11 protein-coding genes are annotated in these 17,608 nt (G+C 72.2%); 8 read left to right on the forward strand and 3 right to left on the reverse strand.

Going from position 1 to position 17,608, the window contains the following annotated elements:
* Positions 1–29: 29 nt before the first annotated feature.
* Complete coding sequence (locus KDL01_RS28335; protein ID WP_212531687.1) at positions 30–1,451, reverse strand: acyl-CoA synthetase; 1,422 nt, start codon at positions 1,449–1,451, stop codon at positions 30–32.
* A 247-nt stretch (positions 1,452–1,698) separates the two neighbouring features.
* Positions 1,699–2,400: a carbon-nitrogen hydrolase family protein gene (locus KDL01_RS28340; RefSeq protein ID WP_212531688.1), complete on the reverse strand. Its 702-nt coding sequence runs from the start codon at positions 2,398–2,400 to the stop codon at positions 1,699–1,701.
* A gap of 167 nt (positions 2,401–2,567) precedes the next feature.
* Between KDL01_RS28340 and KDL01_RS28345 the strand changes: the two genes are divergently transcribed.
* From KDL01_RS28345 to KDL01_RS28375, 7 genes are all read left to right on the forward strand, one after another.
* Positions 2,568–5,783 carry a glycoside hydrolase family 3 C-terminal domain-containing protein gene (locus tag KDL01_RS28345; RefSeq protein ID WP_307846636.1) on the forward strand — a complete coding sequence of 1,072 codons (3,216 nt, stop codon included), beginning with the start codon at positions 2,568–2,570 and terminating at the stop codon, positions 5,781–5,783.
* Between the two features lie 375 nt (positions 5,784–6,158).
* Positions 6,159–7,856 (forward strand): ABC transporter substrate-binding protein, encoded by a 1,698-nt coding sequence (locus KDL01_RS28350; RefSeq protein WP_212531689.1) that lies wholly within the window; start codon positions 6,159–6,161, stop codon positions 7,854–7,856.
* A gap of 4 nt (positions 7,857–7,860) precedes the next feature.
* A complete protein-coding gene (locus tag KDL01_RS28355) occupies positions 7,861–8,811 on the forward strand; it encodes an ABC transporter permease (RefSeq protein WP_212531690.1) in 951 nt (316 codons plus the stop codon).
* A complete protein-coding gene (locus KDL01_RS28360; RefSeq protein ID WP_212531691.1) occupies positions 8,808–9,797 on the forward strand; it encodes an ABC transporter permease in 990 nt (329 codons plus the stop codon). The genes KDL01_RS28355 and KDL01_RS28360 overlap by 4 nt, the downstream gene beginning before the upstream one ends.
* Positions 9,794–11,443 carry a dipeptide ABC transporter ATP-binding protein gene (locus KDL01_RS28365; RefSeq protein WP_212531692.1) on the forward strand — a complete coding sequence of 550 codons (1,650 nt, stop codon included), beginning with the start codon at positions 9,794–9,796 and terminating at the stop codon, positions 11,441–11,443. The genes KDL01_RS28360 and KDL01_RS28365 overlap by 4 nt, the downstream gene beginning before the upstream one ends.
* 204 nt (positions 11,444–11,647) lie before the next feature.
* Positions 11,648–12,328: a hypothetical protein gene (locus KDL01_RS28370; RefSeq protein ID WP_212531693.1), complete on the forward strand. Its 681-nt coding sequence runs from the start codon at positions 11,648–11,650 to the stop codon at positions 12,326–12,328.
* Positions 12,329–12,462: 134 nt separating this feature from the next.
* Positions 12,463–13,293 carry an SAM-dependent methyltransferase gene (locus KDL01_RS28375; protein ID WP_212531694.1) on the forward strand — a complete coding sequence of 277 codons (831 nt, stop codon included), beginning with the start codon at positions 12,463–12,465 and terminating at the stop codon, positions 13,291–13,293.
* Positions 13,294–13,300: 7 nt separating this feature from the next.
* Here KDL01_RS28375 and KDL01_RS45495 read toward each other — a convergent pair whose 3' ends face one another.
* A complete protein-coding gene (locus tag KDL01_RS45495; protein ID WP_212531695.1) occupies positions 13,301–14,278 on the reverse strand; it encodes a GNAT family N-acetyltransferase in 978 nt (325 codons plus the stop codon).
* Between the two features lie 94 nt (positions 14,279–14,372).
* Here KDL01_RS45495 and KDL01_RS28385 point away from each other — a divergent pair.
* The coding region (locus KDL01_RS28385; RefSeq protein ID WP_212531696.1) for a S41 family peptidase at positions 14,373–17,608 on the forward strand (3,236 nt) is incomplete at its 3' end.

The raw sequence follows: 17,608 nt of genomic DNA on the forward strand, positions 1-17,608 counted from the left end.
GCCCGCCCCAGCTCGGCTCGGCCCGGCGCTCAGCCCAGCCGGTCCTTGCGCACCTTGCCCATCGCGTTGCGCGGCAGGGCGTCCAGGAACACCACCGAGCGCGGGCGCTTGTGCGCCGACAGCTCGCGCGCCACCAGGTCGATCAGCTCCCGCTCGGTCACGTCCTCGGCCACCACGTACGCCACGATCCGCTGCCCGAGGTCCTCGTCCGGCGCGCCCACCACCGCGGCCTCGCGCACGGCCGGGTGGGCCAGCAGCGCGTTCTCCACCTCGCCCGCGCCGATCCGGTAGCCGCCGGACTTGATCAGGTCGGTCGAGGCGCGCCCGACGATGCGGTGGGTGCCGTCCGGCTCGAGCACCGCCATGTCGCCGGTGCGGAACCAGCCGTCCTCGGTGAACGCGGCGGCGGTCGCGTCCGGGCGGCGCAGGTAGCCCTCGAACACGGTCGGGCCGCACAGCTGCAGGCTGCCGACGCTCGCACCGTCCCAGGCCACCGCGGCTCCGGCGCCGTCCACCAGCCTGGTCTCGATCCCGGCCAGGGGGCGGCCGACCACGCCAGGGCGCCGGGCCGGGTCGTGCGCCCGGGCGGCGACGGTGATCAGCGTCTCGGTCATGCCGTAGCGCTCGGCCGGACGGTGCCCGGTCAGCTCGTGCAGCCGGGTGAACACCGGCGCGGGCAGCGCCGCCGAGCCGGAGACGAGCAGCCGCGCGCCGCTCAGGGCTTTGGCACTCGGCGCGTCGGCGGCCACCCGGGACCAGACCGTCGGCACGCCGAAGTAGAGCGAGCCGGCCGCCTTCGCGTACGCCTCGGGCGTCGGCCGGACGGTGTGCACCAGCCGCGAGCCGGTGCGCAGCGCGCCCAGCACGCCGAGCACCAGGCCGTGCACGTGGAACAGCGGCAGGCCGTGCACCAGCGTGTCCTGCTCGGTCCAGGCCCAGGCCTCGGCCAGCGCGTCCAGGTCGGCCGTGATCGCCCGCCCGGTGACCGGCACGCCCTTGGGCACGCCGGTGGTGCCCGAGGTGTAGAGAATCAGGGCCGTGGCATCCTCGGCCGGGACCGGGCCCGAGGGCACCTCGCCGCGCTCGGAGACGGCGACCGGCAGCAGCTGCACCCCGCACTCGGTCCACGGCGCACCCAGCGTGGCCGCCTCCCGCGCGCCCGCGAGCAGCACGGCCGCGCCGCTGTCGGTGAGCACGTGCGCGAGCTCGCTCGCCCCGCTGTCCGGCGCGATCGGCACCACCGGGACTCCGGCCAGCAGGCCGCCGACCACGCCGACCACGGTGGCCAGCGAGGGCGATGCGTACACCGCGACGGCCGGGGCGCCCGCGATCCGCCGCGCCACCGCTCCCGCCGCCGCGAGCAGCTCGCCGCGGCTGAGCCTCTCCTCGCCGACGCGCACGGACTCGGGCCGGTCGGCGGCGTCGCCGCGCAGGGAGGAGAGCAGATCCATGGGTTCCAAGGTACCCGCCGACAAGCCGAAAGGCCTGGAGCGGGCCCGTCGTCACGCCGGGGGACTCGTCGTGGCCGTCCTGTCCACCGCCGCGGCCTCGCCCGCTTCATCATGCTCTTGATATTCAGCTGGATCGCCACCCGGTACTCGGCGGGTGCGCGGCATCAGAGCGTTGTGCGGCACCTTGCCGCGGCGGTGCTTTTGTTGGGCGGGCCCACGTGTGTGCCGGCCTCGGTGCGCCGCGTGATCAGCGGCTGATCACCGCGCGGGCGAGCTCGTCGGGGGCGGTGCCGGCCTCGGCGAGCAGGGCGCCGGCGGCGGACCAGATGCCGGAGCGGCCGCAGGTGCGTGCGTAGCCGCCGCCGGTCGGGCCGGCGAAGGCGGCGGTGGCGACGAAGACGCCGTGCTCGGCCGCGACCCGGCGGGCGCGCTCGCCGTGCAGGTCGGCCTCCTGATCGCTGTGCACGACGCCTGCGACGTACACGTCCATGCCGAGAGCCGCGGTGCGCGCGGCGTGTTCCGGGACGCCGGTGTCACGGCACACGGCCAGGCCGAGGCGCCAGCCGTCGACCTCGATCACCGCGGGCTCGCCCGGGACGAAGCCGACCGCCTCGGTGCTGTGCAGGTAGACCTTGCCGTAGGCCACCCGCGCGCCGGCCGCGTCCACCGCGAGCACGCCGATGTGCGGGCCGTCGGAGCCGGGCACGGGCGCGCCGACCAGGGCGAGCGTGCCGGTCTCGGCGCACGTGGCGATCAGGGGACTGAGCCGTTCGTCGTCGGGCGCGACGGGCGCGGCGTCGAGTTCGTAGCCGGTGAGCGACATCTCCGGGAAGACCACCACGCGTGCGTCGGCCGCGCGTACCGCCTGCGCGTGGGCCGCCGCGTTCGCCGCGACATCGTGCGGGACACAGCGCGGTTGCGCCACCGCGAGGCTCAGCGAGCGTTCCATGCCGTCAGGCTAGCGGGCCCGGCGCCCGGCCCTCGAGGCGTTCCGGAACGGTCTGGACCAATTGACAGGGGCGGTGGTGCGCGGTTTCATCCCCATTTACTGTTTGTTCGCGCGGACAACTTTGCGTGCCGGACCGCGGCCGGCACGGCGTGATGCATGGAGGCATCGTGTCCGACCCGCAACACACCCACACCCACCCCCATATCCATACCCGCATGCACACCCGTACCCGGCGCAAAGCGCTCGGCGTGGTGCTGGTCACGCTCTCGGCGAGCGTGCTGGCGACCGTCGGCGGGACCGGCGCCGCCCAGGCCGCGTCCACCTCCTGCCCCTGGGTGGGCTCCGCCGCGCCCATCGCCCAGCGTGTCAGTCAGCTGATGTCGCACATGACGGTGGCGCAGGAGGTGGCGCTGGCCACCGGAGCGAGCGGCTCGAGCTACGTCGGGTTCATCCCGGCGATCGGGTCGCTGTGCATCCCGGCGATGAACCTCGAGGACGGCCCGGCCGGCGTCGGCGACGGGATGGCGAACGTCACCCAGCTGCCCGCCCCGGTCTCCGTCGCCTCCACCTGGGACACCTCAGCCGAGCAGCAGTACGGGCAGGTGATCGGCGCCGAGCAGGCGGCCAAGGGGACCACGGTCGACCTCGGGCCCACCATCAACATCGTGCGCGACCCGCGGTGGGGGCGCGCCTTCGAGTCGATCGGCGAGGATCCCTACCTCAACGGCCAGCTCGGCGCGGCCGACATCCGCGGTGTGCAGTCCACCGGGGTGATGGCCCAGGTCAAGCACTACGCGGTGTACAACCAGGAGACCGACCGCAACACCTCGGCGGACGACGCGGTGGTCAGCACCCAGGCGGAGCAGGAGATCTACCTGCCCGCCTTCCAGGCCGCGGTGCAGCAGGGCGACGCCTCCTCGGTGATGTGCTCCTACAGCTACATCAACGGCACCGCCGCCTGTCAGAACCCGTATCTGCTCGGCACGGTGCTGCGCCAGCAGTTCGGCTTCACCGGCTTCGTCACCTCGGACTGGGGCGCCACCCACGCCACCGCCGCGTCCGCCAACGCGGGCCTGAACATGGACATGCCCGGCAGCGACGGCTACTACGGCTCGGCGCTGCAGTCGGCGGTGGGCTCCGGCCAGGTGAGTCAGGCCACGCTGAACACGCTGGTCGCGCAGACGCTCACCGAGATGTTCGCGTACGGGCTCTTCGACCGGCCCACCTCGGGCTCGCCCGCGCAGTCCGCGACCAGCACGGCGGATCAGTCCGCTGCCACCTCGCTGGCCGAGGAGGGCACCGTGCTGCTGAAGAACTCGTCGGTGCTGCCGCTCGGTTCCGCCGACAGCTCCATCGCGGTGATCGGGGCCGACGCGTCCACGAGTCCGCAGACGGACGGCGGCGGCAGCGCCGGGGTGAACTCGAGCGGCACCGTCACGCCGCTGCAGGGCATCACGGCCGCCGCGCCCAGCGGGACGACGGTGACCTACAACGACGGGTCCTCCGACAGCTCTGCCGCGAGCGCGGCCGCCGCGGCGAAGGTCGCAGTGGTCTTCGTCAGCGACTACGAGTCCGAGGGCTCGGACCTGACGAGCATCGACCTCGGCACGACGGACGACAACCTGATCTCGGCCGTGGCCGCCGCGAACCCGAACACGATCGTGGTGCTCAACACCGGATCCGCGGTCACCATGCCCTGGCTCTCCTCGGTCAAGGGCGTACTCGAGGCCTGGTATCCGGGCCAGGAGGACGGCACGGCCGTCGCCGGCGTGCTCTTCGGCTCCTCGAACCCGTCCGGCCACCTCCCGGTGACCTTCCCCACCTCGCTCTCCCAGGTCCCGGCGAGCACGGCGGCGCAGTGGCCGGGCGTGAACGGACAGGTGCAGTACTCCGAGGGCGTCGACGTCGGCTACCGCTGGTACGACTCGCAGGGCCTGACACCGTTGTTCCCCTTCGGCTACGGGCTGTCCTACACCTCGTTCTCCTTCAGCAACCTGCACGTGGGCACGCTGACACAGGGCGGCACGGCCACGGTGACGGCCACCGTCACCAACACCGGCTCGCGCGCGGGCGCCGACGTGGCTCAGCTCTACGTCACCGACCCGTCCGCCTCCGGCCAGCCGCCGCGCCAGCTCGAGGGCTTCGCCCGGGTGAACCTGGCCGCGGGCGCGAGCCAGACCGTCAGCTTCCCGCTCACCCAGCAGAATCTGCAGTACTGGAGCACGTCCGCGAACGCGTGGGCGACGAGCACGGGCAGCTACGGCATCTCCGTCGGCGACGCGGACGCCACGGCCTCGCTCCCGCTCACCGGCACGCTGTCGGTGACCTCCGCCGAACTCGGCCAGCCGGTCACGCTGGCGAACCCGGGGGCGCAGGAGGGTGAGGCGGGCACGGCCGTGTCGGTGCAGGCGAGCGCGAGCGACTCCACCTCCGGGCAGACGCCGACGTTCACCGCGTCCGGGCTGCCCGCGGGCCTTTCGATCTCGGCGAGCGGGCTGATCACCGGCACGCCCACCACCGCGGGCACCAGCACCGTGAGCGTCACCGCGCAGGACGCGAACGGCGCGCGGGCCACCACCACCTTCACCTGGACCGTGGTGGCCGCCACGGCCGGAATAGCGGCCACACCGTTGGTCGGATACGCAGGGCTCTGCCTCGATATCGCCTCGGACAGCAACGCCGACGCGACCAAGGTGGACGTCTACACCTGCAACGGGACCGACGGCCAGCAGTGGACGCAGGAGGCCGACGGGACGTATCAGGCGCTCGGCAAATGTCTGGACGTGGTCGCCGGCGGTACGGCGAACGGCACGCTGGTGGACCTCTACACCTGTAACGGCACCGGGGCCCAGCAATGGGTGCCGCAGTCCGACGGGGCGCTGCTCAACCCGCAGTCCGGCAAGTGCCTCGACGACACCGGCTACTCCATCGTGGTGGGCACGCAGGTGCAGATCTGGACCTGCGGCGGCACCTCGAATCAGAGCTGGGTCTCGCCCGCGGCCGTCACCGGCGCCGTCACCGGCTACGCGAGTCTGTGCCTGGACGTGCGCAGTGACAACAGCGCCGACGGCACGCCGGTGCAGATCTACACCTGCAACGCCACCACCGCGCAGAGCTGGACCACCGAGCCGAACGCCACGCTCAAGGCCCTGGGCAAGTGCCTGGACGTGGTCGCCGGCGGTACGGCGAACGGCACGCTGGTGGACCTCTACACCTGTAACGGCACCGGGGCCCAGCAATGGGTGCCGCAGTCCGACGGCGCGTTGCTCAACCCGCAGTCCGGCAAGTGCCTCGACGATCCGGGCTCCTCGTCCACCGCGGGTACACAGCTGCAGATCTGGTCCTGTACGGGAGGGTCCAACCAGAATTGGGTGCTGCCTTAAGAAAGGCGTGATGGAACCGTAATGTAGTGAGCGTGGCCCGGGTTTGACCCTGTACTCAGGCCACTCTTAGAATTTCGGCCATGGACCTGAGCGCACCCCGACCGACGACCCACGAGGTCGTTCTGATCGGCATGAGTGCGCACAGTGTCGCCGACATCCTGTGTTGATGTCCCACTAGCTCCGCCGCAGGCGGGACGGCCCTCGCGTCGTCCCGCTCCGGCGTAGAGCCCCCGCCGCCCCCGTTTCGCGGTGCGTCGCGGCGATTCTCCCGGCTTTCCCCTCATTTCCGTGTGACGCTTTCGCGCGTTTCGCACGTCATTTCACCGGGTTCACCCTGCCCGTCATTCGCCCTGCCCGAAAAGAGAAGGAATTCCCGTGCCCAGACGAATACGACTCGCCGCCGCCGCCGTCGGCCTCACCGCTCTGGTCGGTTCGCTCACGGCCGCCTGCGGCGGGTCGAGTTCGACCTCGTCCGCCGCCGCGTTCGACGCCGCGAACTGCACCGGCGGCACGCTGCAGGTGCTCGACCAGGCCACCGAGGACACCGGTCTGGACCCGGCCGAGCTCTACACCTCGGGCGGCGGCGCCATCCCGCGGCTGCTCTTCCGCACGCTGACCACGCGTGACACCACGGCCGGGGCCGACGGCCGCACCGTGGTGCCCGACCTGGCCACCGACACCGGCGAGCCGAGCGCGAACGCCACCGTCTGGACCTACCACCTGAAGTCCGGCCTGAAGTACGCCGACGGCCAGGCGATCACCTCCGCCGACATCAAGTACGGGGTCGAGCGCTCCTTCTCCTCCGAGCTGGCCGGCGGCCCGCCCTACCTGCGCGACTGGCTGATCGGCGGCGAGACGTATCAGGGCCCGTACGGGGCGAACCCGGACCTGGCCTCGATCACCACCCCGAACGCCACCACGATCGTCTTCCACCTGCGCAAGTCGGAGGGCGACTTCCCGTACCTGGCCGCCGAGACGCAGTTCGCCCCGGTGCCCAAGGCCGAGGACACCGGCAAGAACTACAACGCCGACCCGGTCTCCTCCGGCCCGTACACCATCCAGAACTTCACCAAGGGCAAGGACCTGATCCTCACCCGCAACACCTACTGGAGCAAGTCCACCGACAGCCAGCGGCTGGCCTGCCCGGACACCATCGACATCAGCTTCGGCCTGTCCGCCACCGTGATCGACCAGCGGCTGGCCGCCTCGGTCGGCCAGGACGCCGACGCGATCACCACGGACACCGACGTGGACGCGGCCACCCTGGCCAAGGCCGCCGTGCAGCCCTCCCTCAAGGCCCGGCTGACCAGCGGCAACTTCCCGGACACCACGTACCTGGCGTTCAACACCACGAAGGCGCCGTTCAACAACATCCTGGTGCGTGAGGCCTTCTCCTACGCGGTGGACCGCACCGCCCTGGTCAACGCCGAGGGCGGCAGCCAGCTCGCCACCGCGCTGACCACCTTCACCCCGCCGAGCATCGGCGCCGCGTACCACCCGTACGACTACTTCCCGGCCGGTGCCACCGGGAACGCGGCCAAGGCCAAGCAGCTGCTGGCGCAGGCCGGGTATCCCAATGGCCTGACGGTCCAGCTGGCCTACGACAACAACGACCCGCAGGACGCCGCCGCGCTCCAGCAGGCCTACGCCAAGGCCGGCATCACCCTCAAGCTGAACCCGATCGACGACTCGAGCTACGACAGCGTCGTGACCAACACCACCACCGAGCCCGCGCTGAGCCTGTTCGGCTGGGGTGCGGACTGGCCCAGCGGCGCCCCGTTCCTGACCCCGATCTTCGACGGCCGGGACATCGTGCAGGGCGGCGGCAACTTCAACCTGGCCCAGTACGACGACCCGGCGGTGGAGAAGCAGATCGACCAGATCAACCAGATCACCGACTTCACCAAGGCGCAGCAGGCCTGGGGCGACCTCGACGCCCAGCTCGGCAAGCTCGCCCTGGACGTGCCGCTCTACACCGCGAACGACGTCGTGCTGCACGGCAGCTCGGTGAAGAACACGTACGTGGACCAGTGGCGCGGTTGGTACGACATCTCCTCGGTGTCGGTGAAGTAGCGCCATGTCCACCGCGATCGCCGCGCCGACGGACGCTCAGGCTCCGTCGGCGGACGAGGCGGACAAGCCGCCCGTGCTCCTGGCCCGTCTGTGGGCCAGGCCGGGCGGCAAGGCCGCTCTCGTGCTCGTCGTCCTGCTCGTGCTCGCCGCGATCCTCGCCCCGGTCCTGTCCGGGCTCGAGGGTCAGGACCCGAATACCTACCACGACGAACTGCTCAACTCGGCCACCGGTGGCAGCCCGCTCGGCTCCTTCGGCGGGATCAGCTCGGCGCACTGGCTCGGGGTCGAACCGACCACCGGCCGTGACGTGTTCTCCCGCCTGCTCTACGGCGCCCGCATCTCGCTGATGGTGGCCGCCGGGGCCACACTCGGGCAGCTGCTGCTCGGACTGCTGGTCGGGCTCGCGGCGGGCCTGGGCAACCGCTGGATCGACGGGCTGCTGAGCCGTTTCACCGACCTGGCCCTGGCCCTGCCGAGCCTGTTCTTCTCCATCGCGCTGCTGGCGGTGGTGCCGCAGACCTTCCCGCGACCGCTGCTGCTGTGCCTGATCCTGGCCGGTTTCGGCTGGGCGTCCACGGCCCGGATCGTGCGTGCCGAGACGCTGGTGCTGCGCGAACGCGACTACGTCGCCGCGGCCCGGCTCTACGGAGCGAGCACCTGGCGGGTGGCCTTGCGCGAGATCCTGCCCGGCCTGGTCGCGCCGGTGGTCACCTACACGGCGCTGGCGCTGCCGGGGAACATGGTGGCCGAAGCGGGCTTGTCCTTCCTCGGCCTTGGCGTGCAGCCGCCGACGCCGAGCTGGGGCCAGATGCTCTCGAGCGCGAGTACCTGGTTCGAGGTCGACCCGACCTACGTGCTGGTGCCCTCGCTCACGCTGCTGCTGTGCGTGCTGACCTTCACCGGCCTGGGTGAGGCGCTGCGCAAGGCGGCCGACCCGAGGAGCGTGACGCGGTGACCGTCTTCCTGTTCCGCCGCCTGCTTTCGGCACTAGCGGTGCTGCTCGCGCTCTCCATCCTCGTCTACGGCCTGTTCTACCTGATGCCGGGCGACCCGGCCGAGCTCGCCTGCGGCAAGCGCTGCGATGTGAGCGAGCTCGCGCAGGTGCGGCACGCGATGGGGCTGGACCGCTCGATCGTCGCGCAGTTCTGGACTTTCATCAGTTCCCTGTTCGTCGGGCACAGCTATGACACCGGGGTGGGCACCACCTGGTGTTCCGCGCCCTGCCTCGGCTTCTCCTTCCAGAGCAACGAGCCGGTGACGCAGATGCTGCTTGACCGGCTGCCGGTGGACCTCTCGCTGGCGCTCGGCTCGGCGGTGCTGTGGCTCGCTCTGGGGATCGGTTTCGGCCTGTTCGCGGCGCTGCGTCCGAACGGACTGCGCGACCGGATGACCACGCTGGTGGCGATGACCTTCAGCGCCACGCCGCTGTTCGTCCTGGCCCTGCTGCTGCTGATCGTGTTCTGCGTCTGGTGGCAGGTGCTGCCGTTCCCGACGTACGTGCCGCTCACCCAGGATCCGGGACAGTGGTTCGAGAACCTGCTGCTGCCCTGGCTCGCCATCGCGCTGGTCACGGCGGGCAACTACCTTCGGCTGACCCGGGCCGGAGTGCTCGAGTCGCTGGGGCAGGACCACATCAGGACCCTGCGCGCCTACGGCTACAGCGAGCGGCGGGTGGTGCTGCGCCACGCGGTGCGCGGCGCGCTGCCGACGCTCGCCACCATGGCCGCCGTGGACATCGGCGGGGTGCTTGCCGGCGCGGTGTTCACCGAGTCCATGTTCGGCCTGCCTGGCCTGGGCAAGCTCATGGTGGACTCGGCGAACAACGTGGACCTGCCCGTGGTCACCGGGATCACGCTGCTGGCCGCGTTCCTGATCATCGCCGCGAACGCCGTCGCCGACGTGCTCTACGCGGTGCTCGACCCCCGAGTGAGGCTGGCATGACGCAGAACACGGACACGGCGGCGGCGCTCGGCGCGCCGCTGCGGGTCGAGGACCTGCGGGTGAGCTTCCCCGGCGCCCGGGGCGGGGAGCTCACGGCCCTGGCCGGCCTGGGCTTCGAGCTCGCCCAGGGCCAGGCGCTCGGCCTGGTCGGGGAGTCGGGCTCGGGCAAGTCGGCGGCGGCGCTGGCGCTGCTGGGCCTGCACCGCGGCACGGCGGCGCGGGTGGACGGCCGGGTGCTGGTGCGTCCGCGCGCGGCCGGAGCCGAGGTCGTGGACGTGAACACCGCGGACGAACGCGCCCTGCGCTCGGTCCGCGGCCGCGAACTGGCCATGATCTTCCAGGAGCCGCTCACCAGCCTCGACCCGTACCGGCGGGTCGGGGACCAGATCGCGGCGGTGCGCCGGATGCACTTCGGCGAGAGCCGCAAGGAAGCAGCCCAGCGCGCGGCCGAGGCGCTGGAGAAGGTGGGCATCGACGCGGCGGGCAAGTACCGGGCGTTCCCGCACGAGTTCTCCGGCGGCATGCGGCAGCGGGCGCTGATCGCCATGGCGCTGGTGCTCGAACCGCGGGTGCTGGTGGCCGACGAGCCGACCACGGCCCTGGACGTCACGGTGCAGGCGCAGATCCTGGACCTGCTGACCGAGCTGCGCCGGGAGACCGGCATGAGCCTGATCCTGATCAGCCACGACCTCGCCGTGGTCGGCGGCACCGTGGACGAGGTGATCGTGCTCAAGTCCGGCGAGCAGGTCGAGCGCGGCCCGGTCCGCAAGGTCCTGACGGAGCCGCAGCACACGTACACGCAGGCGCTGCTGGCCGCGATCCCGCGCCTGGACGCGCAACTGCCCGAGCCCAAGCCCGCGGACGACGCGAAGCCGCCGCTGATGCGGGTGCGCGGCCTCGAGGTGACCTTCCCGGCCAAGCGCGGCGCCGCGCTGACCCGGGCGGTGGCCGGGGTCGACCTGGAGCTGCGCGAGGGCGAGTCGCTGGGCATCGTGGGGGAGAGCGGCAGCGGCAAGACCACGCTCGGGCGCTCGCTGGTCCGGCTGCAGCAGCCGACCGCGGGCACGATCGAGTTCGACGGCCGTCCGCTCGGCTCCTGGCGCGGCCGGGAGCTGCGCCGGCACCGCCGGGACCTGCAGCTGATCTTCCAGGACCCGGCCTCCTCGCTCAACCCGCGCCGCGGCATCGGCGACTCGATCGCGGAACCGCTGCGGGTGCAGGGGGAGAAGGACGACGCGCGGCTCGAGGCGTCCGTGTGCGGGATGCTGGAGCGGGTGGGCCTGGATCCCAAGCTCTACCACCGCTATCCGCACCAGCTCTCCGGCGGGCAGCGCCAGCGCGCCGCGATAGCCAGGGCCCTGATCCTGCGGCCGCGTCTTGTGGTGTGCGACGAGCCGGTCTCGGCGCTGGACGTGACCACCCAGGCCCAGGTCGTCGCGCTGCTGCGGGAGCTGCGCGCGGAGTTCGAGCTCACCCTGGTGTTCATCGCGCACGACCTGGCCGTGGTACGGCAGGTCAGCGACCGGATCGCGGTGATGAACGCGGGACGGGTGGTGGAGATCCTGCCCGCCGCCGATCTGGCCGATGCGCAGGACCCGTATACCCGTACCCTGCTGGCCGCGGTGCCGGAACTGCCGCACGTCTGAGGATTCGCCCCGCGCCCGTCCGCCGCGACGGGCGCGGGGCGAAGCCGTTCTCTCGGGCCGACGGGCGGCACATCAGTGCGCTGAGTGCTCCGTACGCGGTAGCATGCGCGCCAGTCCCGGCCGTGTCCGGGTCCGCGGGGCCGCTGGACGGGGTGTCGAGCACGGTCCGCGAAGTCCCTACGAATGCCTGGAGACCGACCGGCCATGGCCAGGAGATCCACCATACGTTCCGGAACCACCAAGAGTCTGGTCTACGCGGTGCTCACCATCGCGATCGGGGGCCTGCTGATCTTCGGCGGCGTCTCCACCTGGAAGAACCCCGCCGACTGCGGCGGGCAGACGATGCAGCAGGGGGACACCTGCGAAGTCACCGACAACGGGTCCACCAGCGACAAGAGCCTGTCGGACCAGGAGTCCTCGAACCACCGCGACGCGATCATCATGTTCGTCCTCGGACCGCTGATGATGATCGGCGGCGGGGCCTGGCTCACCAGCGAGATCCGGCTGCGCTCGGCCCGCGGCGCCGCTCCGGCGCCGGCCGGCGCCGTCGCCGGAGCCGGGCCGTTCCCCGGCAACGGGCAGCCGTACCCGCAGCAGCAGTACAACCAGGCCGCCTACAACCAGGGCGGCTACAACCAGAGCCAGTACCCGATGCAGGGTCAGGGTCAGGCCCCTTACGGCGCGCAGGTTCCGCAGCAGCAGCAACCGTTGCAACCGCAGCAGCCGCAGTACGGCGCGCCCATGCCGCAGCAGCAGGCCTGGGGCCAGCAGCCGCAGCAGATGCAGCCGCAGCCGCAGCAGGCCTGGCCCGGTCAGGCTCCGGCCCAGCCGCAGCAGTTCCAGCAGCCCCAGCAGCCCCCGCAGGGCGGCTGGCCAGAGAACTGACACACCCCGCGCCGCCGCGCGGCGCCGACCCCCTCGGTTCTCCGTACGCTCTGAGCGAAGTCGTCTGTTCACCCCTCGTCGTGGACAGGTGCGGCAGAGTACGATCGTGACGGTCGAGAGCTGAGGGGGTCACTGTGCCGAACCATCGCCCTGCGTGGGCACCGGACGAGGTGGACATCGAGCGGCCGTCCGCCGCGCGGATGTACGACTACTACCTCGGCGGCTCCTACAACTTCGCCGCCGACCGCGCGCTGGCCGAGGAGAATCTCAAGAACTGGCCGGACATGCCGCACATCGCGCGGGCCAACCGGGGCTTCCTGCACCGCGCCGTGACCTACCTCAGCAGCCTCGGGGTGGATCAGTTTCTTGATCTCGGATCCGGCATTCCCACCGGCGGCAACACCCACGACATCGCGCTCTCGCTCAACCCGCGCTCGCGCACGGTGTACGTGGACATGGACCCGGTCGCCATCGCGCACAGCATCGTGCTGCTGCAGGACGTGCCCAACGCCACCGTCGTGCACGCGGACCTGCGCGACGTGGACGCGGTGATGAAGCACTCGGTGGTACCCGACTTCCTCGACCTCAGCCGCCCGATCGGCGTGATCATGTTGGCGGTACTGCACTTCGTGGCGCCGGAGGACGACGCCCCGGCACTGGTCGGCGCCTACCGCGACGCGATGGCTCAGGGTTCGTATCTAGCGATCAGCCACGGCACGGCCGACTACCAGCCGGAGAGCGCGCGCGGCGCCTCGGAGCTCTACACCCGCGCCAGCCACCAGCTCGTCTTCCGCAGCAAGGCCGAGGTGGCCCAGCTGTTCATCGGCTACGAGCTGGTCGAGCCCGGTCTGGTGGACATCATCCACTGGCGTCCCGAACTGACCGGCAGCCGGCCCGACCCGCTCGACGGCGACGTAACCCGGTACTCGGGCTACGTCGGCGTCGGACGCAAGCCTTCGGCCTGAGGGCCGGTCAGGCTGCCTCAATCAGGGCTGCTGGAGTCAGGCTGCTGGAGTCAGGCTGCTTGAGGTGCGGCACGTCGGCGGTGAAGCACTCGAAGCCGACGCTGTAATACAGCTCGCGCGCCGCGGGATGGCCCGCGGCGCCGAGGCAGGCGACCAGCATCCGCCGCGCGCCCGCCGCCTTGGCCGCGTGCATTCCGTGCAGCAGCATGGCCCGGGCCACGCCCTTGCGCCGGTGCTCCGGGTGGGTGCCGACGGGCTCGAACTCGGCCGAGCCGGTCTCCTCGTCCAGCCAGATCGTGGTCGAGGCCACCGGTGCGCCGTCCTCGGTCACCACGACCAGGTGCAGGTCGGCGCGGTAGGACTCGGTGCGCTGGGTGCGCTCCATGGCCTCGAGGGTGAGCGTGGAGGGATGCCAGGCGTCGGCGTGCGCGCGGTAGGCCGCCTCCGTGCCGACCTCGGCCGCCGTGCTCACGCGGTAGCCCTCGGGCACCGCCGGCGTCTCGATCCGCGCCAGGTCCCGTCCGTTGAGCTGGATCCAGTAGCCCTGGTCCCCGGCCTGCTGCTCGTTGACCGCGTATCCGTGCGCGGCCGCCAGCGCCAGCGCCTCGGCGTGGGCCGCGCGCACCGAGACCCCGCGCGGGATTGCGGCCGCCTGCTCGTCGTACCAGTCCAGGATCTCGCCGAACACCTCGGCGTGTTCCGGATGCACCAGCCAGGCCAGGTTGGCCCGGCGGAAGGGCCGCGTCGTCCCGTCGGTCTGCGGCGTCTCGTGCGGGAGGAAAGCCCAGCCCCAGCCGATGACCTCCCCGTCGGGCGCGTGCCAGAACCGGTGGCGCCAGTCGTCCTGTTCCGACGCCGGAGACGAGGCCCAGACCCACGGGATCTCGCCGAACGTCGCGTCGTTCATGAGCAGTTCCGGCCGCAGTGTGTACACCGTGCGGGCCAGGCCTTGCATCTGACGGATTGTCTCTTCGTCGATCGTCACCTCCGCACCCTAGGTACGGGTCTGAGTCACCGCATCTGAATTCTTACGGACGACCACGGTTGCCCGGCCCGCGCGCGCACCCAAGCATGGAGCCATGCAGTCGCGCACGGAACACGGGCCCGGGTACCTGCGCTATCCGCACCTGCGCGGCTCGCTGCTGACCTTCGCGGCCGAGGACGACGTCTGGCTCGCCCCGCTCGGCGCCGACGGCTCGGTGGGCCGGGCCTGGCGGGTGACCTGTGACCGCATCAGGGTGAGCAACCCGCGGCTCTCGCCGGACGGGCGCACCCTGGCGTGGACCAGCTGGCTCGCGCCCACCCCCGAGGTGTGGAGCACCGCGGTGGACGGCGGTCCGGCGCTGCGGCTGAGCTGGGCCGGCAGCGAGGACACCCGGGTGCTCGGCTGGATGCCGGACGGCTCGATCCTCGGGGTGTCCTCGTACCACCAGCCCTTCAGTCGCTATACGTGGGCGTATTCACTTCCGCTGGACGGCTCCACGGCCACCCGCCTGCCCTGGGGCCCGGTCTCCGAGGCCGCGATCACCCCCGAGCACACGCTGCTGCTCACCGGCACCCCGGCGCACGAGCCCGCGGGCTGGAAGCGCTACCGCGGCGGGGCCACCGGGCGGCTGTGGCTGGACGGGCAGCGGCTGCTCGAGGGCCTCGACGGACACCTGGCCGCACCGATGCTGATCGGCACCGGGGACGCGCTGCGGGTGGCGTTCCTGTCCGACCACGAGGGCATCGGCAACCTCTACTCCTGCCGTGCCGACGGCACCGACCTGCGCCGGCACAGCGACCACGACACCTTCTACGCCCGCAACGCCGCCACCGACGGCGAACGCGTCGTCTACCAGCACGCCGGCGACCTCTACCTGCTCGAGCGCCTCGACGCCCCGTCCCCGCGCCCGCTGGACATCCCGCTCGGCGGCGCCCGCACCGGACGGCGCCCCTACCAGGTCCCCGCCTCGGCCAACCTCGGCGGCTTCTCCTGCGACGTGGACGGCCGGGCGAGTGTGGTGCAGGTGCGCGGCAGCCTGTACTGGCTCACCCACCACGACGGCCCGGCCCGGGTGCTGGCCGACACCCCGGGCGTGCACAACCGGCTGCCGGTGCTGATCGGGGCCGACCGGGTCGCCTGGGTCAGCGACGCCGAGGGCGAGGACGAGATCGCGCTCGCCCCCTCGCCCGGCCACACCCCGCCGGAGGCCGCCGCCGAGGCCGCCCGCGCCGACCGGCCGCGCTCCCCGAGCATCCCGATGCCGCGGGTGCTCGCCCGCGGCCGGATCGGGCGGGTGATCGCCTTCACCGCCTCGCCCGACGGCTCCGTCTTCGGAGTGGCCGCCAGCGACGGCCGGCTGCTGCTGGTGGCCCAGGCCGACGGCGCGGTGAGCGAGGTGACCCGCTCGAGCTACGGCCCGCTCACCGGCCTCGCCTTCTCGCCCGACTCCAAGTGGCTGACCTGGTCGCAGGCGGTGGCGCACAAGTCGCTGCGGCGGATCCGGCTGGTGGAGGCGGCCCGGCCGGAGAAGGTCTACGACGTGACCACCGGGCGGTTCGAGGACGAAGGGCCCTGCTTCACCCGGGACGGGCACTACCTGGTCTTCCTGTCCTGGCGCGGCTTCGACCCGGTGCACGACGTGCACACCGGCGACATGTCCTTCCCGCTCGGCTGTCGCCCCTACCTGGTGCCGCTGTCGGTGGACGTGCTCGCGCCCTTCTCCATCCCGGTCGAGGGCCGGGCCCCGGACGGCACCGCGCTGCACCCGGTCACCAGCGACGGCACGGTCCGGGTGGACCCGGAGGCGCTGGCCGAGCGGCTGCTGCCGTTCCCGGTGATCGCGTCGAAGTACTCTGATCCGGCACCGGTGGCCGGCGGCGTGGTGTGGCTGCGCTGGCCGATCTCCGGCGCGCTCGGCCAGACCTTCGCCAACCCGGAGGACCTGTCCGGCCAGCCCGTGCTCGAGTACTTCGACCTCGACGCCGGCGAGGCCGAGGTGCTGGCCGAGGACGTGGAGGGCTACGCGGTCTCCGGCGACGGCACCGCGCTGGTGTACCTGAGCGACGGTGAGCTCAGCGTGCTGAGTCTGGCCGACCCGGACCGCGCGTTCACGGTGGACCTGCGCCGGATCACGCACACGGTGGACCCGGCGGCCGAGTGGCGCCAGGCCTACCGCGAGGCCGCGCGGGTGGTGCGCGACCAGTACTGGGACCCGGGCATGTGCGGGCTCGACTGGGACGCGCTGACCGAGCAGTACGAGGGGCTGATCGCGCGGGTGGCCAGCCCCGACGACTTCGGCGACGTGCTGCAGGAGCTGCTCGGCGAGCTCGGCACCTCGCACGCCTACGTGGTGGCCTCCCGGCTCGGCGAGGGCCCGACCCGCCCGCAGCGTCCGCTCGGCCTGCTGGGCGTGGACGTTCACCGCGACGAGCGGGGCCGCTGGCTGATCGACCGGGTGCTGACCGGCGAGTCCTCCGATCCGCGCGCCCGCGCCCCGCTCGCGGCGCACGGGGTGCGTCCGGGCGACGAGATCGTGGAGGTGGCCGGGCGCACCCCGGACCCGGTGCTCGGCCCGCTCCCGCTGCTCGCCGGAACCGGCGGCACCACGATCGAGCTGGTGCTGCGCACCGCGGCGGACGGTTCGCTGCGGCGGATCGCGGTCACCCCGCTCAGCGACGAGCGGCCGGTGCGCTACCAGGACACGGTGGTGCAGCGGCGGGCCAAAGTACGCCAACTGAGTGAAGGACGCTGCGGCTACCTGCACATCCCCGACCTCGGCGGCTCCGGCTGGGCCCAGTTCAACCGGGACCTGCGCCGCGAGTTCAACTACCCGGCGCTGGTGCTCGACGTGCGCGGCAACGCCGGCGGCAATGTCTCCCAGCTGGTGCTCGACAAGCTCAGCCGCAAGGTGCTGGCCTGGGACTTCACCCGCGGCCGGCGCCCGGCCAGGTATCCGCGCGACGCCCTGCGCGGCCCGGTGGTGGCGATCGCGGACGAGGCCACAAGCTCGGACGGGGACGTGATCGTCGCGGCCTTCCGGGAGCTCGGCCTCGGCCCGGTGGTCGGGCAGCGCACCTGGGGCGGGGTGGTGGGCATGACCGGCCGGCACACGCTGGTCGACGGCACCCAGATCACCGTGCCGCGCAACGCCGCGTGGTTCCCCGGCGGAATCGGCTTCGGCATCGAGAACCACGGCGTGGATCCGGACGTGGCCGTGGTGCGCGGCCCGCTGGACTGGGAGGCCGGGCGCAACACCCAGCTCGAGGCGGCCGTGCGGGTGGCCCTCGACCTGCTCGAGGAGTACCCCGCCGCCGCCGAACCCCCCACGTC

Source organism: Actinospica durhamensis, assembly GCF_018139695.1.
GTDB lineage: Bacteria > Actinomycetota > Actinomycetes > Streptomycetales > Catenulisporaceae > Actinospica > Actinospica durhamensis.